Annotated in this window: 26 protein-coding genes and 1 other RNA gene; 7 read left to right on the top strand and 20 right to left on the bottom strand. The window is 35.3% G+C overall.

The window, feature by feature from the left end:
• The first annotated feature begins 70 nt into the window (after positions 1 to 70).
• A complete protein-coding gene (locus AZF04_RS20125; protein ID WP_061950342.1) occupies positions 71 to 601 on the top strand; it encodes a GNAT family N-acetyltransferase in 531 nt (176 codons plus the stop codon).
• Between the two features lie 40 nt (positions 602 to 641).
• Here AZF04_RS20125 and AZF04_RS20120 read toward each other — a convergent pair whose 3' ends face one another.
• Genes AZF04_RS20120 through AZF04_RS20110 form a run of 3 tightly spaced genes read right to left on the bottom strand, consistent with a single transcriptional unit; the run spans position 642 to position 2,356 of the window.
• Positions 642 to 1,127 carry a GyrI-like domain-containing protein gene (locus AZF04_RS20120; RefSeq protein WP_169802521.1) on the bottom strand — a complete coding sequence of 162 codons (486 nt, stop codon included), beginning with the start codon at positions 1,125 to 1,127 and terminating at the stop codon, positions 642 to 644.
• 25 nt (positions 1,128 to 1,152) lie between these two features.
• Positions 1,153 to 1,524, bottom strand: a complete 372-nt coding sequence (locus tag AZF04_RS20115; RefSeq protein WP_061950341.1) for a YybH family protein — start codon at positions 1,522 to 1,524, stop codon at positions 1,153 to 1,155.
• A 28-nt stretch (positions 1,525 to 1,552) separates the two neighbouring features.
• Positions 1,553 to 2,356, bottom strand: coding sequence for a class I SAM-dependent methyltransferase (locus tag AZF04_RS20110; protein WP_235600040.1), 804 nt, complete (start codon positions 2,354 to 2,356; stop codon positions 1,553 to 1,555).
• Positions 2,357 to 2,458: 102 nt separating this feature from the next.
• Here AZF04_RS20110 and AZF04_RS20105 point away from each other — a divergent pair, with 102 nt between their 5' ends.
• Positions 2,459 to 3,352 (top strand): LysR family transcriptional regulator, encoded by an 894-nt coding sequence (locus tag AZF04_RS20105; protein WP_061950340.1) that lies wholly within the window; start codon positions 2,459 to 2,461, stop codon positions 3,350 to 3,352.
• 13 nt (positions 3,353 to 3,365) lie between these two features.
• Here AZF04_RS20105 and AZF04_RS20100 read toward each other — a convergent pair whose 3' ends face one another.
• Positions 3,366 to 3,551: a DUF4177 domain-containing protein gene (locus AZF04_RS20100; RefSeq protein ID WP_061950339.1), complete on the bottom strand. Its 186-nt coding sequence runs from the start codon at positions 3,549 to 3,551 to the stop codon at positions 3,366 to 3,368.
• Between the two features lie 403 nt (positions 3,552 to 3,954).
• Between AZF04_RS20100 and AZF04_RS20095 the strand changes: the two genes are divergently transcribed.
• Positions 3,955 to 5,064, top strand: a complete 1,110-nt coding sequence (locus tag AZF04_RS20095) for an NADH-dependent flavin oxidoreductase (RefSeq protein WP_061950338.1) — start codon at positions 3,955 to 3,957, stop codon at positions 5,062 to 5,064.
• A gap of 165 nt (positions 5,065 to 5,229) precedes the next feature.
• Here AZF04_RS20095 and AZF04_RS20090 read toward each other — a convergent pair whose 3' ends face one another.
• Entirely contained in the window at positions 5,230 to 5,709 is a 480-nt protein-coding gene (locus tag AZF04_RS20090; RefSeq protein WP_161485283.1) for a DUF5412 family protein, read from the bottom strand.
• 105 nt (positions 5,710 to 5,814) lie between these two features.
• A complete protein-coding gene (locus tag AZF04_RS20085) occupies positions 5,815 to 6,339 on the bottom strand; it encodes a hypothetical protein (protein WP_153017313.1) in 525 nt (174 codons plus the stop codon).
• Between the two features lie 186 nt (positions 6,340 to 6,525).
• Between AZF04_RS20085 and AZF04_RS20080 the strand changes: the two genes are divergently transcribed.
• The 3 genes from AZF04_RS20080 (at position 6,526) to AZF04_RS20065 (ending at position 8,315) form a co-directional block, all read left to right on the top strand.
• Positions 6,526 to 7,167, top strand: a complete 642-nt coding sequence (locus AZF04_RS20080; RefSeq protein ID WP_061950335.1) for a hypothetical protein — start codon at positions 6,526 to 6,528, stop codon at positions 7,165 to 7,167.
• Positions 7,168 to 7,614: 447 nt separating this feature from the next.
• A complete protein-coding gene (locus AZF04_RS20070) occupies positions 7,615 to 7,881 on the top strand; it encodes a hypothetical protein (RefSeq protein WP_061950333.1) in 267 nt (88 codons plus the stop codon).
• Positions 7,882 to 8,042: 161 nt separating this feature from the next.
• Entirely contained in the window at positions 8,043 to 8,315 is a 273-nt protein-coding gene (locus tag AZF04_RS20065) for a hypothetical protein (RefSeq protein WP_061950332.1), read from the top strand.
• Between the two features lie 986 nt (positions 8,316 to 9,301).
• Here the strand turns inward: AZF04_RS20065 and AZF04_RS20060 are convergent.
• Positions 9,302 to 10,444 (bottom strand): THUMP domain-containing class I SAM-dependent RNA methyltransferase, encoded by a 1,143-nt coding sequence (locus tag AZF04_RS20060; RefSeq protein ID WP_061950331.1) that lies wholly within the window; start codon positions 10,442 to 10,444, stop codon positions 9,302 to 9,304.
• 224 nt (positions 10,445 to 10,668) lie between these two features.
• On the opposite strand from AZF04_RS20060, the gene AZF04_RS20055 reads away from it, so the two are divergent.
• Complete coding sequence (locus tag AZF04_RS20055) at positions 10,669 to 11,922, top strand: aminopeptidase (protein ID WP_061950330.1); 1,254 nt, start codon at positions 10,669 to 10,671, stop codon at positions 11,920 to 11,922.
• A gap of 103 nt (positions 11,923 to 12,025) precedes the next feature.
• On the opposite strand, the gene tlp is transcribed toward AZF04_RS20055, so the two are convergent.
• From tlp to AZF04_RS19990, 13 genes are all read right to left on the bottom strand, one after another.
• Positions 12,026 to 12,259, bottom strand: coding sequence for a small acid-soluble spore protein Tlp (gene tlp / locus AZF04_RS20050; protein ID WP_061950329.1), 234 nt, complete (start codon positions 12,257 to 12,259; stop codon positions 12,026 to 12,028).
• A gap of 364 nt (positions 12,260 to 12,623) precedes the next feature.
• Positions 12,624 to 13,418, bottom strand: a complete 795-nt coding sequence (locus tag AZF04_RS20045; RefSeq protein WP_061950328.1) for an ABC transporter ATP-binding protein — start codon at positions 13,416 to 13,418, stop codon at positions 12,624 to 12,626.
• Complete coding sequence (locus AZF04_RS20040) at positions 13,411 to 14,400, bottom strand: ABC transporter permease (RefSeq protein ID WP_045488067.1); 990 nt, start codon at positions 14,398 to 14,400, stop codon at positions 13,411 to 13,413. Before AZF04_RS20040 ends, AZF04_RS20045 begins: the two co-directional genes overlap by 8 nt.
• Before the next feature lie 75 nt (positions 14,401 to 14,475).
• Complete coding sequence (locus AZF04_RS20035) at positions 14,476 to 15,453, bottom strand: ABC transporter substrate-binding protein (protein ID WP_061950327.1); 978 nt, start codon at positions 15,451 to 15,453, stop codon at positions 14,476 to 14,478.
• A gap of 247 nt (positions 15,454 to 15,700) precedes the next feature.
• Positions 15,701 to 16,090: RNase P RNA component class B (rnpB, locus tag AZF04_RS20030), an RNA gene on the bottom strand.
• Positions 16,091 to 16,196: 106 nt separating this feature from the next.
• Positions 16,197 to 16,586: a reverse transcriptase-like protein gene (locus tag AZF04_RS20025; protein WP_045488073.1), complete on the bottom strand. Its 390-nt coding sequence runs from the start codon at positions 16,584 to 16,586 to the stop codon at positions 16,197 to 16,199.
• 32 nt (positions 16,587 to 16,618) lie between these two features.
• Positions 16,619 to 16,930 carry a cell division regulator GpsB gene (gene gpsB / locus AZF04_RS20020; protein WP_061950326.1) on the bottom strand — a complete coding sequence of 104 codons (312 nt, stop codon included), beginning with the start codon at positions 16,928 to 16,930 and terminating at the stop codon, positions 16,619 to 16,621.
• A gap of 136 nt (positions 16,931 to 17,066) precedes the next feature.
• Positions 17,067 to 17,621, bottom strand: a complete 555-nt coding sequence (locus tag AZF04_RS20015; protein WP_061950325.1) for an SLOG family protein — start codon at positions 17,619 to 17,621, stop codon at positions 17,067 to 17,069.
• Positions 17,622 to 17,702: 81 nt separating this feature from the next.
• Positions 17,703 to 18,101 carry a spore coat protein gene (locus AZF04_RS20010; RefSeq protein ID WP_235600039.1) on the bottom strand — a complete coding sequence of 133 codons (399 nt, stop codon included), beginning with the start codon at positions 18,099 to 18,101 and terminating at the stop codon, positions 17,703 to 17,705.
• Positions 18,102 to 18,345: 244 nt separating this feature from the next.
• Positions 18,346 to 19,611: a ribonuclease H-like domain-containing protein gene (locus AZF04_RS20005; protein ID WP_061950324.1), complete on the bottom strand. Its 1,266-nt coding sequence runs from the start codon at positions 19,609 to 19,611 to the stop codon at positions 18,346 to 18,348.
• Positions 19,598 to 21,895: a DEAD/DEAH box helicase gene (locus AZF04_RS20000; RefSeq protein WP_061950323.1), complete on the bottom strand. Its 2,298-nt coding sequence runs from the start codon at positions 21,893 to 21,895 to the stop codon at positions 19,598 to 19,600. Before AZF04_RS20000 ends, AZF04_RS20005 begins: the two co-directional genes overlap by 14 nt.
• 521 nt (positions 21,896 to 22,416) lie before the next feature.
• Complete coding sequence (locus AZF04_RS19995; RefSeq protein WP_061950322.1) at positions 22,417 to 23,055, bottom strand: pyridoxamine 5'-phosphate oxidase family protein; 639 nt, start codon at positions 23,053 to 23,055, stop codon at positions 22,417 to 22,419.
• Between the two features lie 350 nt (positions 23,056 to 23,405).
• Entirely contained in the window at positions 23,406 to 24,683 is a 1,278-nt protein-coding gene (locus AZF04_RS19990; protein ID WP_061950321.1) for an aminotransferase class I/II-fold pyridoxal phosphate-dependent enzyme, read from the bottom strand.
• Positions 24,684 to 24,766: the final 83 nt, after the last annotated feature.

The following is a 24,766-nucleotide window of genomic DNA, read 5'->3' as shown; positions in this document are numbered from 1 at the left end:
TACATTGTACAATAAATATAATTATATGTATCATTACATTTGAGGTTTTCATTATGGGAGGGATATTCAAATGGATTATGTACAAAAAAATGTTCACTATCAAATTAGAGTTGCGGACGTTGAAGATGCAGAGCAATTATCTCAAATCCGTTTACAAATTGATGGTGAAACCGAGAATTTAGATAGAGAAAAAGGAGAAGCCTATTTATCTCCTGGTGATTTCCTAAAATTAATAAAAGCAGACCAAAAAAAAGAAAATCATCTATTTTTAGTCGCAGCTATCAATGAGAAAATTGTTGCTTTCTCAAGATGTGAAGGCTCCTCTTTAAAACGCTTTTCACATAAGGTTGACTTCGGAGTCGCTGTTTTGAAAAATTACTGGGGCTATCAAATTGGTTCAAACCTTCTTAAGGAGTCGATTAATTGGGCCCAATCGACCAATATTAAGAAAATGAGCTTAGCGGTGCTAGAAAAAAATGATAAAGCGATAAAGCTTTATCAAAAGTTTGGCTTTCAACAAGAAGGCTTGTTAGTTAATGATAAACTGCTTTCAGATGGCGAGTTATATCATACTGTGTTAATGGCCAAATATTTCGATTAAACGACCCACTAAACTAAATAAGAAAACTGCCACAACCAACTTATTTTTTCATAATCGGTATCAAAATTTGGAACTGCGGATCCGATTTATCACGATTAACAGGATATCTCTCATGCTTAATTGGTAGAGAGTCAAAATATTCGATAGCAGGTGCTTTATATGGAATATATTCACTATCCTTTAGTACACTTGCAATCTCGTCATACGTTTTTCCAATATCCTCTCCTTTTAAGTGCTCGGTTATTAGATACGTTAATTCTGGAACATGCAACTCAACCAGCCCCTCCAGTAGGGGCTGTTCATCACTTACCTCAAAGACAGAATAATGCTCAAAGCCATCAGGAATAACATGATAAGAAAGTCCGAGCTGTATATCTGGCTTAATGGCATACTTTAATTCCTTTCCTTTTTGCTCCATGTAATCGATAATTTCCTTTAATTGTTTTACATTTTCATATTTCCCTGTCCATTTCATTCCCATCGCTCGGTAGCTAGGTAACGTTAAAATATCATATTGACTTAACAAAATCACGACCTCCTTGAAATAAATTTTATAACGAAGTATCGGCACTTAAATGCTCATGAATCAATTTCCATTTACCTTTATACCATATAAAAACATTGGTTGCTCTTCCGCTTCCTTCTACATATTGACCTTTATAATAGCCTTCATATTGGTAAGTATAAAGACAAGTTGCGCTCTGTTCATTTGTAGTAATCCACTTTACATCAGTCGCACGATAAACCTCGTCCTTTATGACATCCCACGCATTCGTAAAATAACTCTCTATATCCTCTAAATTAGAACAACTCTTATCTGTAAACCAAAAAACAGCATGAGGATGAAGCATTTCCTTTACATTCTCAAATTTATGAGTATTTGTTGCCTCTATGTATTGCTTTAGTGCATTTTCGTAAGTCATTTAAATAACCTCTTTATAGATTTTTTAATTAAGATTTAACCACATGAATAAAAGCGGATTGTCCCTGAAAGGAATTGATTTTATTTTGAGCATTAATTTTAATTTGAAAATGGTTTTTAATTTCATCATTAGCATTTAGCATTTTTTTCTCTATAACCTTTTTTAAGGAATCAGAAACATCCATTCTTTCACACCAATCATCAAAATAAAAGATTTTTCTAAAGGTGTTCATTTCTAGCAACTCAAAGGAAGTACTTTCTATCATACGAATCCATTCGGATTTTTTCAGCGCTCGCTGATGGCTATAATCTCTCAACTTCTCCATTTCATTGTAAAAATAATCACTAAAATCATTTTCTGGTGCGACATTGTCAATGATCAATAATTGGCCGTTTGTTTTCAGCACACGATGTGCCTCTTGAACAAAGGCTGCAATATTAGCAAAATGATGAGCTGCAATTCGACAAGTAACCGTATCAAAATATTCATTAGGAAAGGGTAGTTCTTCTGCATTTCCAAGTACAAACTCTACATTCTGATGACCGTTTTTGGTAATAAATTGTTCTGCTGCTTTTAGTATCGGCTCTGTCACATCTAAAGCGTAAACCTTATTAAAAATTGGAGCGAGACTGTTGGCTACATGACCTCCTCCTGTAGCAATATCTAATACACATTCAATTCCAGAATGATTAACCCCTTCTATTAGCTTGGTTAAATCTTTCCCCTTTGAGTGTAAACTACTTTCAACATATTTTTGAGCGTTTTTTCCAAATTGATGTTGTACTCCATTAATGATTCTGTTATCAGCCGTCATTTTTTTCATTCCTTCCATAAAAAATTTCCAACTACTAGTAATAGTATATCGAATATGCAACAATAAGAATAATACATAAAAATTATCAAATTCGATAAGTAAATCTTATAGGAGGTTATAATGAAAGTAGATGACTTTAGAATTCTAGTTGCATTAGAAGAAGCAAAAACGATAAGAGCAGCAGCAAAAGCGCTCCTTATTTCACAGCCAGCCGTTAGTCAACGTTTAAAAAATATCGAATCAGAATGGGGAAAAGAACTTTTTATAAGAACACCACAACAATTAATTTTGACACCAAATGGAGAAAAAGTCGTAAATTTTGCAAGGAAAATGATAGCTGAGCATAAGCTTGTTCAACATGATTTATTAAGTGATTCAGAAGTCATTTCTGGAACCCTATCCTTAGGAGTATCATCTATTATTAGTCAATATGTTCTTCCACCTATTCTAAAGGAATATTTATCTCTTTATCCAAAGGTTCAGCTTGAATTAGTCAGTGGATTATCCAGTGAAATTCATTCTAGTCAGCATTCTTTTCACCTATCGATTACACGAGGGGAAAAATTGGGTATAGAGGAATCATTTCTATTATTTCAAGACCCTCTATACCTGATTGATTCTATTGAAGGAAAGCCATCTTCTACTTATATCGAATTTCAAACAGACTCTAGCTTTCAATCAATTGTAAACGATTGGTTTTCGCAAACACCACAGTATAAGCCCTTATCAAAGATTAAGGTCGATCAAATCGAAACCTCGAAACAATTATTGAAAAACGGAATTGGAAAAACGGTTTTACCTAGAACGGCTATTTATGATTTGGATTTAGCTCAATATCAGCTCATTCCATTAATGAAAACCAATAAAATGATTTTAAGAGATACATGGTTAACGTATTCCTCTTACTCTCAAAAACTTCCACAAGTGGATTCCTTTTTAAAGCTTATACAATCTAAAAATTTTCATTATAACGAGGAAGAACAACTATTTTTAAACCATGTACGACCATCATGAGATAAATAAAAAACTATGTTAATTTTTCAAAGATGATTTCAAAATAAGCAGCTGAACCATATCCATGTGTGGACGGAGCAAATATTTGCACAAGCCTCCACCCTTCATTCGCATGCTTTACTATAATATCTTGATAATCACCATCAGGAACTCGATTCCACTTACTAAGCTCAATTTTTACAAATTTATATTCATACATTATTAACACCTCCTATTTTCATAGAAAATCACTTACTACATATACGATGAGGGGTTTGAAAAGTTTCGTACTATTAAATTTTTATAAGTTGAGTCCATTTCATCATCTGAATAGTTGCGAATCCACTCGTTAATTGTAATGAAAGGTAGTGACTCCCAAAGGATGAGCGCCGTTTGAAGATCCACTCTGATGAAGCTCTGCGTAGTCAGAGTTAGCTGAAGACAAGCCCTTGGGAAAGCATCTACCTATAGTGAAAATCAAAAACCTAATCGATCGTTCTTCATAAAAAGATAGAAGAGATAAATTAATTCAGTTTAATTAAAATTAGAGCATCTTCTTTGCATACGTTCTAACCATTTTCTTATAATATAAGATATTACATATATTCTAGAGGAGGATACTCATGCAACAGAAATACAAACCGCTATTTGAAACATTTACCTTCCCAAACGGAGTTGATATTAAAAATCGTCTAGTATTAGCACCAATGACTCACTATTCATCAAATGAAGATGGTACCATCTCCGAAGAGGAATTAGCTTATATTAAAGTTCGATCAAAGGATTTTGGAACGATTATAACCGCATGTGCCAATGTGACGGAAAATGGTAAAGCCTTTTATGGTCAGCCCGGTATTTTTAGTGATGAAATGCTTCCAGGCTTAAAAAAATTAGCGAAGACTATCCAAAATGAAGGAGCAAAAGCGAATATCCAAATTCATCATGGCGGTTTTCAATGTCCTCCAGAGTTAGTTCCAAATCGTGACGTTGTCTCTGCTTCTTCTACTAAAGAAGGAGTTCGTTCCTTACAGCATGATGAAATTAAAGAAATTATTAAGGCGTTTGGAGACGCTACAAAAAGAGCGATTGATGCAGGGTTTGATGGTGTTGAAATACATGGTGCTAACGGCTATTTAATTCAGCAATTTTATTCTCCTCACTCCAATATAAGAGAAGATCAGTGGGGTGGCACGAATGAAAATCGTATGAGATTTCCTTTAGAGATTGTGGATACTTGTCAAGAAATCATCGAAAAATACGCTAATAAACCGTTTATCCTTGGTTATAGATTTTCTCCAGAGGAACCTAGTACCCCTGGACTGACGATGACTGAAACCTTTGCATTGGTGGATGCTTTAGCAAATAAACCGTTAGATTATCTTCACATTTCATTAGCTGAAGCTTTATCAGCTCCACATAGAGGAGCTGCGCAGACGAATTTGTCTAGAGTGGAGCTCATTAGGGATGTAATCAATGAGCGTGTTCCATTGATAGCTGTTGGTAGTATTAACACTCCTGACCAAGCTTTAGAGGTTCGCGAGAAAAATATTCCGCTCATCGCTTTTGGAAGAGAGCTACTGATTGCACCTAGATGGGGTCAATTAGTAATGAATGACCAATTAGAAGAAATTGAATATATTTTACAATTAAAAGAGAAGGACAAATATCAACTTCCCGAAAATTTATGGAAGAAGATTGAAAATAGAGAAGGTTGGGTTCCTTTCGAACGATAAGCTTTTCTTTTTTTAGACTATATAAAATGCTCATATAAGTGTTTTCAGCCTGTCGATAGTAATCTCATATACATGAGACTTTCGACAGGCTTATTTATTTGGGGTAATGTGTCACGTGAAAAAGCTTTAAACTCGCTTTCTGGATGTTGTTTGGGCATCTTTAAACTAATAATGCTGATAGCAGGTTGTAAATTCTAATAACAAGCTTTTGCATGCAGCTCCGTTCTCATGATATATCTCATTTGTTACATCCAGCTCGATACTTCGGTCAGAATCTGGATAATTAAAATGCTTATTCGTAATTTCTAGTGTATACTCCCCTACCCATTTAAGAAAAAAATTTGTTTTTGCATCACTATAATATACGGTTTTTACTGAATTGTTTTCTTGATGGTCAGTAACTTCTACCCAAACATTCACACCGCCAGCAGCTCCACCATAAAGTTCATAATAAGCATTAGCACTATATTTTTCCGTTGGCGATAGGATTGGTCCTTGACCTATTTGCATATCTCCCTTATTAATAAAATCAAACGTAAAAAAATATTGTACGTATACATAATGAGTAAAAAGCAAAAATAGGCTACAAATAAAACTGTAAAATACTTTCTTTGGAAATGGCTTCTTTTTTATGTAACTCTTCATTACTTTTACCAATAAAACGATAAATAGAACAAATGTAATAAGAAAAACGAACAATCCTGAAAAAAATAATATATAGATACCTCCTTTAAGTTAAAAACAGATAGATTATTTATTTGATATTTCAATCGTTAGCTCTCCACTTTCATTTGAAAAAAAAATAATTTGCCAACTTTGATGCTCTGAATTAAACACCACATCTCGAACAGTCACATAATGAAGCTCCTCAGATACTGCTTCCATATCCAATTGCTCAAGAACAAGCGGGTACGCCTCTTGAATGGCTTGCTTTGCATCCATATTCATAGCATCTGGAAGCTCTGGTTCTTCAATCTCATAATCTAATACATGGGCTTGGCCAGGATAGGATTCCATTATTGCTTCTACTTTCATTTTGATATAATCTCCTACCTCCGCTCCTCCAACTTCACTAAAGAAAACTAACCCAGTAGATTCCGTTTCAAGTAAGACACTTTGTTCCTTTACATCGCTTACATAGCCTTGTATCCACCAACCATCTTTATAATCAGTTCCCTGACTTGCTTGGTCATTGGACGGATCACTCTCACCACAAGAAGCCAAAATAGATAAAAATAGAATGAGAAGTAGAGCTCTTTTTATAGTAAGTTTCATCATAATCAATCCTTTATTAAATTTGTCATTTACCTGCACTCCCTTCCTTAAGTATATAACGATTAAGAACGTCCTTGTAAACTTTTATTTGTTAAACATAAGTATATATTCCTAGAAAAATAGATGCATTTATTTGGTTTTTTATGTATAATCAAGAAGTTGTTTGTACTTAAAGGGGGAACTATCATGAAAAAAAACCTTATATGGTTAGCATTATTAATTGGAATTCTTATTTTAACGGCTTGTGGGGGTAATGACGAAGTAAGTAACTCTGACGAATCTGCCGAGGCCGAAGAAAGCGAAAATCCGGCTGAAGAAAATGAGGAAGAAGAGCAGCAAGAGGCAAATGTCGATAAAGGGTTGTTTAACGTTGAAATTACATTGCCCGCTATGTTCTTTGAAGATATGACAGAAGACGAAATTAAAGCAAGTGCAGAAGAAGAAGGAATTAACGATGTAACAGTGAACGAAAATGGAACGGTTATTTATAAAGTATCTAAAGCACAGCATAAAGAATTACTGGATGAAATGGAAGCAAACATTCAAACTGCTCTTGAAGAAATCATCAATGACGAAGAAATCACATCGATTAAAAATATAACGAATAACAAATCTTATTCTGAATTTACAGTTACAGTCGATCGAGAGCAATTTGAGAATTCATTCGATGGATTTATGTTATTTTCATTAGGAATACTAGGTATGTATTATCAAGTTTTTGATGGGCAAGATGGTGAAAAAGCGAAAGTTACAGTGAATTTAGAGGATGAAGCATCTGGGGAAACCTTTAGTGAAATGGTCTTTCCAGACGATTTAGAATTAGAATAGAGTACTCATTTTTAGCGACCTGACAATCTCAGGTCGTTTTTTAATTTAACCTTTCATGCTACCAAAAATCCAAATATTTCAAAAATTATGCTTTTAAACGCTCATTTTTAAATGTATACTATTTACAATTCGTTCAATATTTTGGGGGTTTCCATGAAAAAGTACCTTTTAACTGGAGTAGTAGCTGTATTTTTTGCTCTCATATGCTTGATTATTTTTTCATTTACATTTCCTACTTCCAACCTTATATTAATCCTTACTAATTTCTTAATCTCATGTCTATTAGTCTTTTTAAGCAAATTAATAGTAAAAAAGCTCACTACCAAGCATATAGAGTCCAGAAAAAAAATAAACATATCCTTTTATACCACTTTTTTTATTATGTTTATAGTAAGCGCTATTATACTATTTTAATCCAACTATAATGAGAGGAAGAGAAAATATCTGATGAAAGAAAATCCAAACAGAGGCATTCTTATTGCGATATTAATTTGCTTAATTTTCATTTTATTTAGTAACTCTGAACCTTCTAGCGAACAGAACTATAACCTCCCTATTCAAATGGAGATGGTATCAGATGGTCAAATTACTGCATTAGGAGAAAATCGATTTATCGTTAATTCCTATGGAGAGTTACATGTTTTTGAATGGGATGAAGAGGAAAGCACTTATAAATGGATCGAAACCTTTCACTACTATGATCGAATCAACTAAGTAGGTATTTTTATATACTATTAAATCATGTAGCCATCTTTCTATTATTTAAGATAAGTGAGCAAGGAAGGTACTTATATATATTATTTAGCTTATTTCAAAGTAATTTCCTTCATTATGTAAAACAAGTAATTCAGTAATCAAGAAAGAGAGGTTTTAATTTGATTAAAAATAAAAAATTACTTATATTTAGCGTCGCTGCCTCTATTATTTTTGGGTTTTTACCTAATGTAGGGTTAATAATTGAGGAAGGTCCTTTTAACTATTATTATTTTGGGTTCCCTGCAGTTGCCTTTTCATATATGGGGCATGGATTATTTACTTTTCAAATTTTAGGTATATTATTTAATATCTTAATTGTTTATTATTTATCACTTTTCGTCGTAAAAATATCGAATAACATATTTTTAAATAAAAACCAAAAAACAGAATAAATCATACCATTGAATTTAAAAACTCTTAGATTGCATATAACGCTATCAAAAAGAGCATTTTGTTATGAAACTTATATATTTATCAATTTCATAATGAATATCTTACAATGAAAACCGAGCATTAGGTTGTTGATTTCCACTTTAGGTAGATGCTTTCCCAAGGGCTTGTCTTCAGCTAACTCTGACTACGCAGAGCTTCGTCAAAGTGGATCTTCACACTGCGCTCATCCTTTGGGAGTCACTACCTACCGTTACAATCAACAAGTTAATTCACAAACATTCAAGACATATTTTTTAATAAACGTTCGGTTTCATTCTCGAGCCATTATGAAATTCACTAAATTAGTATTATTAAAATTATAAGTTTATATTATCCCCAGAATGAGGAGGCTATTATGAATTGCACACATTGTAGACAACCACTTAAGATATCCCAATATTCTTCTGATTTAAGACTAAAATCATGTCCGAGATGTTCACAAAATCATTCAAAAAACATCCACATTTATTATTCAAATAACGCTTTCGGTAAAACAATTCACCGCCAGAACCAAAATAATTTAGAAGGTATTCAAAGTCATTGTACTTCTTGTAGAGCTGAGAATGGCCCTAATATCAACGATGGAATACCATGTAATATGATTGAATGAGGGGAGCAAATCACCTCTTAATACTTTCAATTTAAAACATAACATAATATGTATGTCTGCTTCATTATAATTAAGATTAAAAACGGTGAATATTTAATTCCATACGCCTTTCTTTATCACGTTTAATTCTATCGTAAGGCATTGTACGAAGGTCATATTGATCCTCCTCGAATAATTGCTTAAGTTTCTGATTCATGTTTTTTGTCTCCGTTAAATTAATAATTAAACAAAAAGCCATACCTTTCTCATTTATAATGAATGAAAAAAGAATATGGCTAAATACACAAATAGTCAGAGTTATCATCAATGATTATTTTCTACTGTTCAAATTCTATATCATGTCGTCTGTTTTGGTGGTCTCGGTCCAAAAAACTGATAATAATCGGTTTTAATATTTCCATTGTATAGCTTTCTTTTTTTAGAGGCCTTTTTACCATATATAGTTTCGAAGGACTCATTAGAAGTAAGCATATAAACAGACCATGTGTCGTAGCTGGAAAAGGCTTGTCCCATCTCTTTGTACATGATTTCAACTTCTTCTCTTTCTCCTAATCGTTCTCCGTACGGTGGGTTCCCTATAATAATTCCATAGCTGTCTTTATGACTGAAATCTCGAACTTGCATTTGCTTAAAAGAAATTAAATCACCGAAACCGGCTTCTAATGCATTATTTTTCGCTAATTCAACAGACCGGTGGTCGATATCCGTTCCTAAAATATTAAGAGGCTGATCATAATTGGCTAAGTCCTCTACCTCTTGTCTCGCTTTATCCCAAATATCTTTCCCGATCCAAGACCACTTCTCGGAAGCAAAATCACGATTGAATCCTGGTGCAATATTTTGACCAATCATCGCAGCCTCAATTGGTATCGTACCAGAGCCACAAAATGGGTCAACAAGTGGTCTGTCTTCTTTCCATGAAGTAAGCATAATCATCGCAGCTGCCATCGTTTCCTTTAAAGGTGCTTGATTATGTAGAGAACGATAGCCACGCTTATGTAATCCTACACCACTAGCATCCAATGTTAATGTAGCAACATCTTTATGAAGAGCAACCTCTATTCGATATAGTGGTCCAGTTTCATCAAACCAAGTGGTTTTGTATTTCTTTTTTAAGCTTTCAACTACAGCCTTTTTTACAATAGCTTGGCAATCAGATACACTAAAAAGCTTTGATTTGACGGAACGTCCGATTACTGGAAACTCAGCATTTACCGGAATATAGTCAGCCCAAGCTAGCGCCTTTGTTTTTTCAAATAGCTCATCAAAAGTAAATGCTTTAAATTCTGCTACTTTTATTTTTATACGATCAGCAGTACGAATCCACAAATTAGCTCTAGCAATTGAGGAAACATCAGCCGTAAACATAACTTTTCCATTCTCTACTTGTACATCTTCATAACCTAAATCTTTAACCTCTCTGGCAACGATTGATTCTAAACCCATAGTCGCTGTTGCAATTAACGTAACTCTATTCATAAAACTCTCCTTCAATTTCCGAACTTTTTCATACGCTTCATTATAAAGATAATTGCTACATGTTACAACTAAATGCCTGTTACTTTAAAAAAATAATTTTTATATTTATTATGGTACATGAAATTATCACAACCAAAAGGAGTTAAGGTGGATCGGCGTGGCTGCAAATTGTTATGATGTACCTAATGTTATAATGGAATAAAAAGTTAGGGAGAAGATAGGCAATGACTAAAGGGAAATATGAGCTGGTTAGTGAAGAACAATTGAAAAAGTATGCAGAGCTTGCGGTACGGGCTGGTGTGAATTTGCAAAAAAATCAATTAGTCATTATTCATAGTGATATAGAAAATGTAACATTTGCACGTCTCATTCAAACAGCAGCCTATCAGGCGGGAGCTTCCAATGTGGTGATGGATTGGACAGATGAACAGTCGACCAAAGAGTTTTATTTACATGCTTCAGATGATAGCATCGATTACTTTCCGGACTGGCAGGCTGCCCGCTTTAAGGAGTGGGATGATGCAGGTGCCGCTTATATCCGTATTATCTCTGAAAACTTTGATGACTTTAAAGAGGTTTCCCCAGAACGAATGAGCCGCTTTCAAAAGGGGTCTCGCACGAAGTTGAAGGCTTATTATGAAAAGATTAGATCTCACGAGGTACGATGGTGTCTTCTTGCTGTTCCATCCTTCTCATGGGCAACTAAAGTTTTTCCTCACTTAAATAAGGAAGAAGCCCTACATTCTTTATGGAGATTAATCTTACAGGGAGCTCGAGCTGATGGGAAAAATCCTCTAACAGACTGGATAAATCATGACAGAGCCTTTGAATCACGGAAAAAATTCCTAAACGATAGCCAATTTAAAGCCTTGCATTTTACGAATAACCAAGGAACTGATTTATTATTCGGTATGCCTAATAATCACCTCTATATCGGCGGCGGAGTTATTGATAAAAAAGGAATCTCGTTCTTTCCGAACATTCCCACTGAAGAAATATTCTCCGCTCCCCTAAAAAATAAGGTAAATGGCAAATTAGTAGCCACCAAACCACTTATCTATGGTGGAAGTGTCATCGATGATTTTTACCTAACCTTTAAAGATGGGCGGATTACTGACTATTACGCCACCACAGGGCAAGAAGCGTTACAAAATATCATCGAAACAGACGAAGGTTCAAATTATTTAGGTGAAATTGCCTTAGTCTCTAACCACTCACCTCTTTCTCAAACAAATACTCTTTTTTATAACACCTTGTTTGATGAAAATACGGCCTGCCATATTGGAATCGGAAACGCCTCCCCTTCTAACCTTCAAAATGGCAGTAACCTTACGGAGGAAGAGTTGAAAGAAGCTGGACTTAATACTTCACTCCTGTTAGTTAATGTGACCTTTGGTAGTGAAGATATGAAAGTAGTAGGTATAAAAGAAGATGAAACTGAAGTCCTGTTAATGAAAGATGGAGATTTCCAATTCTAATTTGGCTTGTACAAGATTAGCTCTGCCCCTAAGGAGCGTCAAAATAAAACGATGAAAACTCCCATAAGGAAGCGTTCATCGTTTTACTATTCATTATTTCACATTACTCATGTTGATCTGCCTGAAAAGATTGTTCATCTTTTAATTCTTCACGTAAAACATTTAAGCTTTCTTCACGCTGTTGTTTTTTCTCATTCAATTTTTTTCTTTCGTCAGAACTTAGCTCACCTTCAAAGCTATTTAGATAATTTTCGGCTTCTTTCATATTTTCCTCTGTGTTTTGAATGATTTTTTCTATTCTTTCGGCGTTATTTGAGCGGTCGTCTTTATTGGCCATATCTCATACCTCCTTTTTGTTTTCATTTTAGTATTTCAAAAAATGTAAAATATATAATAAAATATATATTAAAAACTTAAGTTTACATAATTAATCTTATGTCACCTTATTTAATGCATATAAAATTTTTTTAAATAGCTCATTTAGCCGAAACTTGAAAGGGTGTGTTATGGACGAATAGAACCCTCCTTCTTATCTAAAAGAAGGAGGGTTCTATTTGTAATTAATTGTAGCTTCTTTATAGAAAATGAAATCTGGCGGACATAAGCATGAATACTCCAGTCGATTAGTTCGGAAGCACCTAACATTTGTGCAGTTGCTCTTTCATGCAGATTGTCCTACCCTCTCAAAGCCTAGCTTTTATTTAACCTAAAATCGCTCGATCATTTTCCATTTGTGTTCCGCGAATTCGCTGAAATTCCTGTAATAATTTTTCAATCGTAAGCCCCTTTTTCTCCTCTTCATTAACATCTAATATAATTTGTCCTTTATCCATCATAATGAGGCGGTTTCCTAAATCCAAGGCTTGCTGCATATTATGAGTGACCATTAAGGTTGTTAATTGATGGGCTTCTACAATCTCTTTTGTTAAGTTAGTAATAAGCTCTGCTCTAGAAGGATCTAGTGCAGCTGTGTGTTCATCTAATAAAAGAATTTTAGGCTCAGTAAAGGTTGCCATTAGAAGAGACAATGCTTGTCTTTCCCCACCGGATAGTAATCCTACCTTTGCATATAAACGATTCTCTAATCCTAAATTTAAGGTTTTCAAATGTTCTACAAATAAATCTTTTCTATTCTTTGTAACACCGAATTTTAAGGTTCTTTTTTTATTTCTTGAATAAGCAAGTGCTAAGTTTTCTTCAATCGTCATAGAGGGAGCAGTTCCTGCCATTGGATCCTGAAAAACACGACCAATTAATCTGGCTCTTTTGTATTCTGGCTCAAAGGTAACCTTGTTACCAGCAATTTTCACATCTCCAACATCCGGCATTAGAGATCCTGATATCATATTCATTAAAGTGGATTTGCCTGCTCCATTACTTCCTATTATCGTGACAAACTGTCCTGGTGTTAAAGAAAGGTTGATATTGGCAAGAGCTTTTTTTTCATCTGGTGTACCCTCATTAAAGGTAATCGATAATTGTTCTATATTAAGCATGCCCTTTCACCTCATTTTGTTCTAAACGTTTTTGTCTTTTTCTTTTCTTCTCTCGATGAGTATGAATCATTTTAGGTGTTACTAAAGCTGCAATTACGAGAATAGCTGTTATTAATCGAACATCCCCGGCTTCTAAGAAGTCCACTCTAAGAGCTAATGTTACCACTATACGATAAACAATCGCTCCTCCTATTATCGCAAGGGTTGCTCGGAATATCGTTTTCGTACCAAATAAAGCTTCCCCTATTATAACAGAGGCAAGACCAATAATAATTAAACCTACACCCATTCCTGCATCTGCAAATCCACCGTGCTGAGCAATTAAGGAGCCAGATAGCGCGACTAAACCATTTGATATCCCTAATCCAAAAATAATTAACCAATCTGTATTGGCTGATAAACTGCGAATCATTTTTTGGTTATTTCCAGTCGCTCGTAAAGCTAAGCCAATTTCGGTTTTCAAGAAATAATCCATCGCAAATTTAATTAAGATAATAACAATAATCATAAATATAATAATGGCCCATGTCCTTGGAAGCTGAACCTCACTCAATCCAAATAATCCAAAAAAGGAATATAATGCTTGGTTGATACCTAGTGATTCTACCACTTGACCAAACTGAGCAAAGAGGTTCTCTTGATTACGTAACGGCACATTAGGCTGACCCATTATCCTCAAATTAATCGAGTACAAAGCGATCATCATTAAAATTCCAGATAAAAGAGCATTTATTTTTCCCTTTGTATGAATGATACCTGTGATCATCCCCGCTAAAAAACCGGCTAAAAAACCAAATAAAGAAGCGATTAGAGGGGGAAAACCGGCAATGATTGAGATAGCAGCAATTGCTGCCCCTGTTACAAAACTTCCATCAACCGTTAAGTCTGGAAAATCTAATATTCTAAAAGATAAATATACACCTAAAGCCATAATGGCATAAATAAGTCCTGATTCGATTGCGCTAAAAATTGCATAAGACATAACATAATCCTCCTTAGTGTTTTGGGAACAAATGAAACCGACTTGTCACATAGCTCGGACAGGTCGGTTTCCTTATTATTCTACTAATTCTGCCGATTCATCCCAATCACTATTCCACTCTACTCCTTGAGCTTCTGCGGCTGTTTTATTAATAAATAACTGCATATCCTGAGGATATTCTACGGGGATATCTGAGGTTGTTGATTCACCCTTTAATATTTGTGCAGCCATTTCACCTGAACGATATCCAATTGAAAAATAATCTATTCCAAATGTTGCAAAACCACCTTTTTCTAATGAATCTGGCTCTCCAACAAACAACGGCTTACCTTCATCATCTGCTACTTGAACAACAGAATCTAACGCTGAAACAACCGTATTATCTGTAATGATATAAAAAGCATCGACCTCAGGCGCTAATGAAGTAGCTGCCTGATGAACCTCAGCAGAGGAAGCAACCGACCTTTCTATAATGGATAAGCTAGTACCTTCTACCGCTTCATGAACTAAACCTATTTGTGTGACAGAGTTGGCCTCTCCTGCATTATATATCATTCCAATATTCGAACCCGGAAAATATTCTTCGATAAAATCAACGGTATATTGAATGGTATCTGGATGTAAGTCAACTACACCTGTTATATTTTCACCTGGTTCATCCATTGAGGTCACTAATTCACCTGCTACAGCATCCGTAACCGATGTAAAAACAATTGGAATACTATTTGTCGCTTGAAGAGCACTTTGAGCACTAGGTGTAGAATTGGCAAAGATTAAGTCTACTTGATCAGCAACTAAATTCTCCGCATTGGCCTGTGAATTATTCGGGTCTCCTTGAGCACTATAAAATTTATAGTCGACCTCTAAGTCAGCATCCTTTAATGCTTCTTGAAATCCCTCATAAGCAGCGTCTAAAGATGGATGCTCCACTATTTGTGTTGCTCCTACCGTGAAATCACTATCTCCTTCTGATGAATTTTCAGAATTACCACAGGCAGTTAAAGCTAATCCTAAGATGGCGATTGCAGATATTTTTTTCCAAGTTCTGTTCATTCTTTTACGGGCCCCTTTAGTTTTAATTTTCTAATAGTTATGTATTATCTTAAAACAATAATCTTAGAATGTAAATAAAAAAATTTATTCCTTTAAAGCGTTTTTGTATTGATATTTATTGATAAATAGCCATTTTCATTTTATTAATATTATAGAGGAATATAAATTTTAGTCGCTCACCTAGTTAAAAACAAAAAAAACCCCTTAAAAGGGATTTCCTCAGTCACTTTATTTCATCTCGAAAGCATTTGATAAGCCATGTTCTGTTCCTTTGTACTGCAAACGGTGATGAACCTCGTACTCCGGTGGTAACCATCTATCTACAAGAGAGTCAACTCTTGTTCTTCTGATTCGTTCATTTCCGAAAGAGAAGATGCCCCTACCATGTTTTGGGTTTCTCGCTCGAGGGGTTTACCGCGTTCCACTCTAATTGTTTCCAATCAGACTACGTCACTGTGGCACTTTCAAAGACTTCACACCATATCGGATGACTTAGGTGCTTATCTTGCCGTTAGCACAGGCTATGAACCCAAGCTACCCTAGCTTATGACTTCGCTAGGCACGAACACTACAGACATCGCAGTCTGTGCGAGCATGGACTTTCCTCTACACAAATGTGCAGCGATTACCTAAATACTTTATTGGTTAAAGCGACCTCACTCATTATACAGTGTATACTCACTTATTGCAACCTAGTTTCCAAGCTATCTACATATAAAAGAAAGGATTCCAAGAAGGAAATCCTATCTTTTTATGGCATTCTTGGCTAATTGATCGGCCTTTTTATTTGATTGACTAGGAATCCATTTGATAAAAAACAAATCGAACTGATCAATCATAATGAGTGCTTCATTTAAATATTTTTGAAACTGACGATTTTTTACATATCTTCGCTCAATAGCCTGTTCAATCAATTGAGAATCCGTTCGAAAAGAAGCCATCTTGATTTCTTTTTGTAAACATAGGTTTAGAGCAAAAAGTAAGGCTTCATATTCCGCTTCATGGTTTGACATGATAGAAAGTGATTTTGAAAACTCTTCAACTTTTCCATTTTTAAAATTAATCAGTACGCCTGCACCTGAAGGTCCTGGATTCCCTGCACTTGCTCCGTCAATATAAACCTCTACTACCATCTTATCTCCTTGTTAAAACACTCATAATCGCCCTATTCATAGAGCTTACTTCCAAAAACCTCTTTTTCTAAATTAGATAGTCTTTGTAAAATATCATAGTTTGTACTACCAACAGTCGGAGCTGCTACTTGTTTTTGTGGACGCTCATTTGCTTTTTTTAATTCTCTTTGTAATTGAGCGTTTTCTTTTTCAAGCTTTGCAATGGTTGTCTTAAATGCTTCATAATCTTGAATAATAGCATCTAAAAATTTATCCACCTCATCTTGATTATAGCCTCTCATACTTGACTTAAATTCTTTATTTAAAATTTCATCTGCCGTAAATCGCACTTCATTTTTATTCAAATCAATCACCCCTGTACCGAAAACGTTAGTATTCTTATTTTTTCAAAACTTATCTCGCTTGTCAATTTCAATTGTGCATTTTTCACGATATTCCAATGATTTTCTTTAATCAGCAAAGGAATTCCGTTATTCAACATTATTCTTGATAATATTCATCCTCTACTATCATATTAATATCATCTGGCGTTATTAGCAATAATTCAAAATTTCTTTCTTTTTTCTGTATGTTAGCTTCATTTATATAATAAATGGGCGTTCCTTCTTTTTCCTCATCATATAAGGCAATTAATCCGTCTACTTTCGATAATATAAATTGATTTTTTAACTTTAACTGATTAGGGTTTTCGTAGGGTCTTTTTGTAATACTATCGATAAAATCAGCTTGGTTGACTATTTCTTGATAATATCTCTTCGTTTCTTCCTTCCACTGCTCTTCTTGCTGTAAAAAAGGAGTTAATACAGCTAATTTCAAATGAGGAAAGCGTGTTTTTTTCCATTGTAATATTAATTCTCCAACCCAAAGTTCAACACCAAGCTGACCACTAATAATGACCCATTCTAACCCGTCATCGATTAGCGGGATTAGTTTTCTTTCAAATGCTTTTTGTATATATGTAATCCCTTCATGCTTACGATTAAAAATCCCAAGCTCATGAGGCTTGTACCCAGTAATAGCGACCGTTTTTAACATGAAATACTGTTCTCCTTTAACTTCGTTTTATTTGCTTCCTATTGAAAAGGAAGCGAGTTCTATACTCACTTCCTTCACCTATTATTTTTTACAGTTACAATTTCCTCCACCCATATTCCAAGGCATTTGAGCTTGAGCACCGTAGCCCGGTGCCATCATTTGGCCACCATACATAGGGGGACGTGGCGGCATCATTGCACCAGCAACTGGTCCTGGTCCTGGTCCACTTGCAAATTGCTGATTTGAAATCGTTTGTTGATTAGAAGTCGTGTGTGGGAAACTATGAACATGCTTATAAACATGATTCGTTACATTAGTGGTATGAGTTGGATGTATTTCTGGAACAATGTACTCACACGTTTTCTCTACAATATTTTGTTTAGTTGGATGAACAACTGCAGGCATTACTTTCGTTGTTGTAGGCTTTTGACACATATTGACTGGTTGTTGACAGTGATGCATAGGTTTATGACAATGCATAGGGTATTTCCTCCTTTTTATTTGAGTCACTATTAACCTATGATTAAAGCCTGCCAGTTGTACTAGTTGTTTCGTCCATTTACATCAAAAAACTCAGCTTTTTGTTCAAATTAAAACCATTTATATTTGACATTTTTTTCGAGAAAGAAACATCATACGACAAATTGTTAGAGATTGCTCTGTAGTTTTTTCGCAAACAACCTCATTTTATGCGCTTCCCCAGGAAATAGTTCTGTTTCATCATCTATTTCCCATCTAGCTTCACAAACAATCTTTTTTGACGTTTTAAAAGTTCTTCTTTAACCTTTTCTCCCTTTATAGAATAAGAATTATTTTTTATAAGCTTAAGGGCATTCTGACAATGCAGCAAAGCGATATCATAATCCTTTTTTCGCTCCGATAATTTTGCTAGCTCTTCTAAACTTACGATTTGATGCTCTCCAGATAGAGCTAGGATTTGAAAAAGCTCATAAGCCTGATCTAATTGTTTTTTCTTTTTATAAATGAGTGCCAAATGAAGCAGGCTGTTATGTTTGATTAGGAGATCATTAGAGGTTGTTAAAGCTCGGAATCGAAGCAACGCCTCTTCATCATCCTTTAAGTAATAAAACCAGCGTGCTATTTCATATTTTTCTTTTTCAGTCCATTCATCATTTTCATTTGTTAAAATCATCCTACTTATATGAATATATAAAGGAATAAGACTCATCACATCCATTTCATGATGCTTAATAATTCCTTCTAAATACAAAGGTTCCTGCTCATTTAAGTAATCAAAGTAAAGCATGGGTGCGAGATAACCTGGTGTATCTTCTATTCGATCAATCTGTAAAATTTCTTTTTCTACGATTGATAATCGGCAGGAAGGCAATGTGTCTTTCCAAAACCTTCTTGCAGCATGAAGTAAATCATAGTGTCCGATTTTAGGAAGATTCGGTACCTGGTCTCTAACAAATGTGTGCCTTGTTTTTACCTGTGGCCAATCAAACGCTTTTCCATTATACGTTACAAGCTTATGATGAGCCTCTATATCATTCAAAAAATAATAATAAAACGCCGCTTCTGAGGAAGGTCCAGACAATAGGTATTGTCGAACAAGTACTTCATCTCTTTCTATTTTACTATACCCTAATAAAAAAATAGAATGTCCAGCACCTGAGCTTAATCCTGTTGTTTCAATATCAAAAAATAATAATTGCTCAACCGGAACATTTGCTGCTGAAAGGGGATGATTGAAAGTAACAGCTGACCATTTTTTTACGACCTTTTCTAATTCTAAAAAAGCATAGGGCCCGAGAATGGAATCGACTGGATATCGAGTTTCTTTAATGAATGTTACTTCATTTTCAAAATATTTTGGGCTAAAGCCAAGCTTAGACCATTTTTCGTCAAGCTCGACTAGACCGGGCATCACATTTTTTTGAGCCGTTTCAATGGGCTGTGCTTTTTCTTTTTGATTCGGTTTCATACCAAGGTGATTTTTCATTCGATTCAGCTTATTTTTTATCATCTTGATTGCCCTTTCTAACTTCAGCAAACCTCAATAATGTCCGTACCATTTCTTTTGAACCTTCTTTTTCCAATCCCTGTTCTCCAATACAAGCAGGACACCCTTTTACACACCCACAGGAAGAAATTAAATGCTTAACCTGCTCTAATAATGAGGAAAAATGCTTATAAAGCTCTTTTGCTAAACCAATTCCTCCAGGATAACGATCATACATATATATAGTTGGCTGCTCAGAATGATTAGCCTTTAATTGTGGAACTACATGGATATCAGAAGAGTCACACATGACAAAAACAGGTGCTACATGTGAAAGAACATTCGCTAATCCAACTAATGCCCTCTCAATGGATTCCTCTCCATAAACCTTTTCTAAATCCTTTGAAAAGCTAAGCCAAACAGCATTCGTATGTAGTTCTTCCTCAGGAAGATGAATAGGTCCTGAACCAATGTTTTCGAAGGTAGACAAACGAATCTTCTTGAAAATCGTCGCTTTCGCATGGACCATAACATCTCCAAACGATAAACTTGTTTTTGCCGATTGCTGTAACTCATCTTCTTCTAACACTTTTAATTCAACTGCAAGATTCGCATCAGTAAAATATTCAACAGACACTTCTCTTACAAAAGCTTTCTTTTCTTCCCAATCTAGATATTCAACTTGATATTGAATCCCTTGATGCATATAAATGGCCTCATCATGAAGCAAGGTCATGCTACTAAATCGATCCATCTCTCCAATAACGGTTGCTTTTCCTTGCTCACTCTGATCAATAATAACGACATTTTCCTGAGAGGCCGATCGCAAACTAATACCATGAGCTGGAAAGGCATCATTCATCCAATACCATTTATCGCCACTTTGATGTAAAACCTGTTCGTCTGTTAAAAATTCTAAAATGTCTTCCACATCTACCCCATCAAACATTTCACCTTTACGAAATGGAAGCTCATAGGCAGCACATTTTAAATGATCAACCGTAATGATTAAATTATCCGGATTAATTCTCGCTGTTTCTGGTGAGCGTTCAAAAAAATATTCAGGATGCTGAATCACATATTGATCAATTGGATTCGAGCTTGCTACCATAATGACAAGTGATTCTGATTGTCTTCTACCTGCACGCCCTGCCTGCTGCCAAGCAGATGCAATCGCTCCCGGATAGCCGTTCATTATACAAACCTGCAATTGGCCTATATCGACTCCTAACTCTAAGGCATTTGTACTAACAACTCCTAGAATTTCACCAGCTCTGAGACCATGCTCTATTTCTCTTCTTTGCTTTGGCAAATACCCACCTCGATAACCTCGTATCGACTTTGCAGCTAGCTCTTTTCTTGTTAATTGCTGAAGATGACTTAAAATGACTTCTACTCGTACACGACTTTTAGCAAAAACAATCGTCTGTATTTTATTCTTCAAAAAGTATTTAGCTAATTGATTGACTTCAAAGGTTGAGCTTTTTCTTATATTTAAAGATTGATTAACAATAGGAGGATTATAAAATAAAAAGTGTTTTTTTCCTCTTGGAGCCCCGTTATTATCAACCAATTGCATCTTTTCTCCTGTTAACATTTCTCCTAATTCTTTAGGGTTAGCAATCGTTGCTGAAGTACAAATAAACACCGGAGAACTTCCGTAATAAGCGGCGATTCTCTTTAAGCGCCGAATCACATTGGCTACATGACTACCAAACACACCCCTGTACGTATGAAGCTCGTCAATAATGACATATTTTAAATTCTCGAAAAAAGAAACCCACTTTGTATGATGAGGTAAAATCGCTGAATGCAGCATATCTGGATTGGTCATTACCACATGACCCGCTTTCCTTACGGCCTGTCTGATTGTCGGCGAAGTATCTCCATCATAGGTGAAGCATTTTAATGAAACACCCATTTCATCTATCAATTCATTTAATTCACTCTTTTGATCTTGTGCTAATGCTTTAGTTGGGAACAAATAGAGCGCACGACTATTTTCATTCTTTATTATTTGCTGCAATACAGGCAAATTGTAGCATAATGTCTTTCCAGAAGCCGTTGGTGTTACCGCTACAAAATGCTTTTGATTACTCGCATAATGATAGGCTGAAACTTGATGAGTATATAATTGCGAAATACCTCTAAGAATTAAAGCTTCTTGAATATTTTTATGAATATCAGCAGGAAAAGGAAGAGTTTTAGCCTCCACTTCCTTCATTTTGTGCCAGTAGGAAATATGATCGGCAAATTTTTCATCCATTGAAATTTGTTGTATTAATTCTGATAACGTTGTTTTAAACAAAGTATCACCACTTTCTAGTGATTAACCATAGATTACTAACCCCTATTGTAGCGAATGTTTGTTTGTTTTTCTATAGTTCTACCTAAATTTAAGAAATGACATCGACATATTAAAAAAAGTAAAGAGGTCGGGACAAAACTCACGAATATATGATTATACCATTCTAGTTCCCCCCTGTTCGCTCACCCAAGACACTTCGCGTCCGGTGGGGTGGCGCCCGAACTAACTTTTTTTAAAAAGTGGATTTCGGCCTGGCCACTACTTCCCACTGGAGTCTCCGTGTCTTCTGTCCGCTAGCTTACGTCTTTCATAGGGAATTTATTCCGTTCAAAAAACCCTCCTTTTTTGAAAAGGAGGGTTCCTAAGTCGTTATGGATGTTTGTTAACATTACATATTTTTCCTATATTCTCTAATGTGATGTTTTAAATGACGTTTTGTCCCTGCTCTATTTTTGCTTTTGATTATTTTATATATTTTTTAAAACTGAATACGGTACGTGAAATTATGTACTTTTAGTAGATTAATATAATCTTTTCTGATAGCCTTCTTGTAATGAACTCTCGATTCGCGCTTCTGATACGTTTAATTGTTGAGCATGATCTCTTAATATTTTTGCCGCTTTCGGCAAGGATTCCTTGTTTAACCAGGTCGATTCCTTCCATATGTTCGAACGAATCATGGCCTTTGCACAATGAATAAAGCACTTTTCGACCTCAACTGCAATCGCTAACTTAGGTATATGCTGGTTCTCGATAAGCCGCTCCATCCATTCACGGTCTTTTATAATCGTTGCCGTTCCCTTTATGCGTAAAGTTTCACCTAATCCTGGAATAACAAAAATTAAAGAGATAGAGGCGTTTTCGAGCAAGTTCATCAAGGAATCGATTCTTTTATTTCCAGGTCGTTCAGGAATTAAAAGCTGTTTCTCATTTAACACCTTCACAAATCCTCTTTTGTCTCCACGTGGTGAAACATCTGTTTTTCCATTATTATCACTCGTGGCAAGCATAAGAAAAGGAGACTTACTAATGAAATCCAAACAATGCTCATCTAAATGCTCGATAACCTTTCCCTTTGCTAATGCACTCGGTTCACCAATATATTCCCTTAATTCATCTTTTGTTTTCAATATTTCTGAGAATTCTATCAAATCATCCATCGACTCTTCCTTCCTCCTAAAATAAAGATGAGATAATACTCACAAAACAAATGTTAGGTGCCCAGCTGTTCGCTCCCCCAAGATACTTGCGACTGGTGGGGTGACGCTGAACTAACTTTTTTTAAAAAGTGGATTTCGGCATGGCCACTCTATCCCACTGGAGTCTCCGTGTCTTGTGTTCGCTAACCTACTCCTTCTAGCCTTTCAAAAAACCCTCCTTTTTCACAGTAAGGAGGGTTCATAGTTCGTTCTTGATGTTTGCATCCATTACAGATCATTTTAAATTTCTCTCATGTGGTGATTTTAATACAGGCTTTGTCCCAGCCCCTTATTGATGTTATTTAAAAGTATTAAGCTAATAATTTCTCAATACTTACTATTTCAACACAAATACATAACACATCTATTGCAACATGTAGCTCTTCCAAACTCGGATAAGTAGGAGCAATTCGAATATTTTGGTCGAATGGATCATTCCCATATGGATAGGTCGCTCCAGCTCCAGTCAGGATGACACCTGCTTCTTTTGCTAATGATACGACTTTTTTGGCGCATCCTTCTAAAGTATTAAAGCTAATAAAATAGCCGCCCTCTGGCTTTAACCAAGTGGCTATTTCTTTTCCGTGTAGATGAAGCTCCAGCCGTTCAAAAACTTTTTCAAATTTAGGACGGATAATGTCTGCATGCTTTTTCATATGCTCCTCTAGTGAGCCTTCTTTCTCAAAAAAGCGAACATGACGTAATTGATTAATCTTATCTGGTCCAATCGTTTGAAAGGATATTTGCGACTTAATGCTTTCGATATTTTCAGGACTCGATGCGATCGCGGAAAGACCAGCTCCCGGAAATGTCACCTTAGAAGTAGACGCAAATTGCAAAACACGGTTTCCATGACCAGCCTCATGACAAGCTTGATCGATATTCTTCAATTGGTTTGGATGATCTGAGAAATGATGTATTGCATAAGCATTGTCCCAGAAAATCCTAAAATCAGTTGCTTTTGTTTCCATCTGGGCTAATCGATCCACCACTTCATCACTGTATACTTGTCCAGTCGGATTACTATATTTTGGTACACACCAAATTCCTTTAATGCTCTCATCTGATTGAACAAGCTTCTCTACCTCGTCCATATCCGGTCCACCTTCAATTAAGTTAACCGTAATCATCTCAATACCAAACCATTCACATAGAGAAAAATGACGATCATAGCCAGGAGTAGGGCAAATAAATTTGATTTTTTCTTGCTGGGACCAAGGCTTCTCACCATTCACACCGAAAAGCATAGCTCGAGCAATACTATCATGCATTAAAGTTAGGCTTGAGTTTCCACCAATAATGACTTGCTTAGGCTCAACTTCAAAGATTTTTGAAAACAATACCTTTGCTTCTTGAATTCCATCAATTCCGCCATAATTGCCTACATCCATTCCATTTGGCGTTTTTAACTCATCTTCAGAAGTTACTAAATTTAACATTGGTTTTGACAAATCAACTTGTTCAGAGCAAGGCTTCCCTCGAGACATATCTAAAGATAAATTTTTAGCTTGATAGCTCGTATACGTTTCTTGTAAATGTTCTAATTTCGTTTTTAAGTCTTCTTTACTTAATTGACTGATATCTCCCACTACTATCTTCTCCTTATCACATACTCTTTTATTTATCTGATTATTATTATAAGGTTAATTGAAGAAAAGTTCTACTAATCTTA

The organism is Alkalihalobacillus trypoxylicola (assembly GCF_001590785.1).
In the GTDB taxonomy this organism is placed as follows: Bacteria; Bacillota; Bacilli; order Bacillales; family Bacillaceae_D; genus Alkalihalobacillus; species Alkalihalobacillus trypoxylicola.
The sequence above is the reverse complement of the archived record's forward strand: the minus strand, read 5'-3'. Positions and strand labels throughout refer to the sequence as shown.

What these genes read in the sequence shown, in the direction of transcription:
- AZF04_RS20125 (WP_061950342.1), top strand. Translation starts at nt 71, where the DNA reads ATGGATTATGTACAAAAAAATGTTCACTATCAAATTAGAGTTGCGGAC.
- AZF04_RS20115 (WP_061950341.1), bottom strand. Translation starts at nt 1,524, where the DNA reads ATGACTTACGAAAATGCACTAAAGCAATACATAGAGGCAACAAATACT.
- AZF04_RS20110 (WP_235600040.1), bottom strand. Translation starts at nt 2,356, where the DNA reads ATGGAAGGAATGAAAAAAATGACGGCTGATAACAGAATCATTAATGGA.
- AZF04_RS20105 (WP_061950340.1), top strand. Translation starts at nt 2,459, where the DNA reads ATGAAAGTAGATGACTTTAGAATTCTAGTTGCATTAGAAGAAGCAAAA.
- AZF04_RS20100 (WP_061950339.1), bottom strand. Translation starts at nt 3,551, where the DNA reads ATGTATGAATATAAATTTGTAAAAATTGAGCTTAGTAAGTGGAATCGA.
- AZF04_RS20095 (WP_061950338.1), top strand. Translation starts at nt 3,955, where the DNA reads ATGCAACAGAAATACAAACCGCTATTTGAAACATTTACCTTCCCAAAC.
- AZF04_RS20090 (WP_161485283.1), bottom strand. Translation starts at nt 5,709, where the DNA reads ATGAAGAGTTACATAAAAAAGAAGCCATTTCCAAAGAAAGTATTTTAC.
- AZF04_RS20085 (WP_153017313.1), bottom strand. Translation starts at nt 6,339, where the DNA reads ATGAAACTTACTATAAAAAGAGCTCTACTTCTCATTCTATTTTTATCT.
- AZF04_RS20080 (WP_061950335.1), top strand. Translation starts at nt 6,526, where the DNA reads ATGAAAAAAAACCTTATATGGTTAGCATTATTAATTGGAATTCTTATT.
- AZF04_RS20070 (WP_061950333.1), top strand. Translation starts at nt 7,615, where the DNA reads ATGAAAGAAAATCCAAACAGAGGCATTCTTATTGCGATATTAATTTGC.
- AZF04_RS20060 (WP_061950331.1), bottom strand. Translation starts at nt 10,444, where the DNA reads ATGAATAGAGTTACGTTAATTGCAACAGCGACTATGGGTTTAGAATCA.
- AZF04_RS20055 (WP_061950330.1), top strand. Translation starts at nt 10,669, where the DNA reads ATGACTAAAGGGAAATATGAGCTGGTTAGTGAAGAACAATTGAAAAAG.
- tlp (WP_061950329.1), bottom strand. Translation starts at nt 12,259, where the DNA reads ATGGCCAATAAAGACGACCGCTCAAATAACGCCGAAAGAATAGAAAAA.
- AZF04_RS20045 (WP_061950328.1), bottom strand. Translation starts at nt 13,418, where the DNA reads ATGCTTAATATAGAACAATTATCGATTACCTTTAATGAGGGTACACCA.
- AZF04_RS20040 (WP_045488067.1), bottom strand. Translation starts at nt 14,400, where the DNA reads ATGTCTTATGCAATTTTTAGCGCAATCGAATCAGGACTTATTTATGCC.
- AZF04_RS20035 (WP_061950327.1), bottom strand. Translation starts at nt 15,453, where the DNA reads ATGAACAGAACTTGGAAAAAAATATCTGCAATCGCCATCTTAGGATTA.
- AZF04_RS20025 (WP_045488073.1), bottom strand. Translation starts at nt 16,586, where the DNA reads ATGGTAGTAGAGGTTTATATTGACGGAGCAAGTGCAGGGAATCCAGGA.
- AZF04_RS20015 (WP_061950325.1), bottom strand. Translation starts at nt 17,621, where the DNA reads ATGTTAAAAACGGTCGCTATTACTGGGTACAAGCCTCATGAGCTTGGG.
- AZF04_RS20010 (WP_235600039.1), bottom strand. Translation starts at nt 18,101, where the DNA reads ATGCATTGTCATAAACCTATGCATCACTGTCAACAACCAGTCAATATG.
- AZF04_RS20005 (WP_061950324.1), bottom strand. Translation starts at nt 19,611, where the DNA reads ATGATAAAAAATAAGCTGAATCGAATGAAAAATCACCTTGGTATGAAA.
- AZF04_RS19995 (WP_061950322.1), bottom strand. Translation starts at nt 23,055, where the DNA reads ATGGATGATTTGATAGAATTCTCAGAAATATTGAAAACAAAAGATGAA.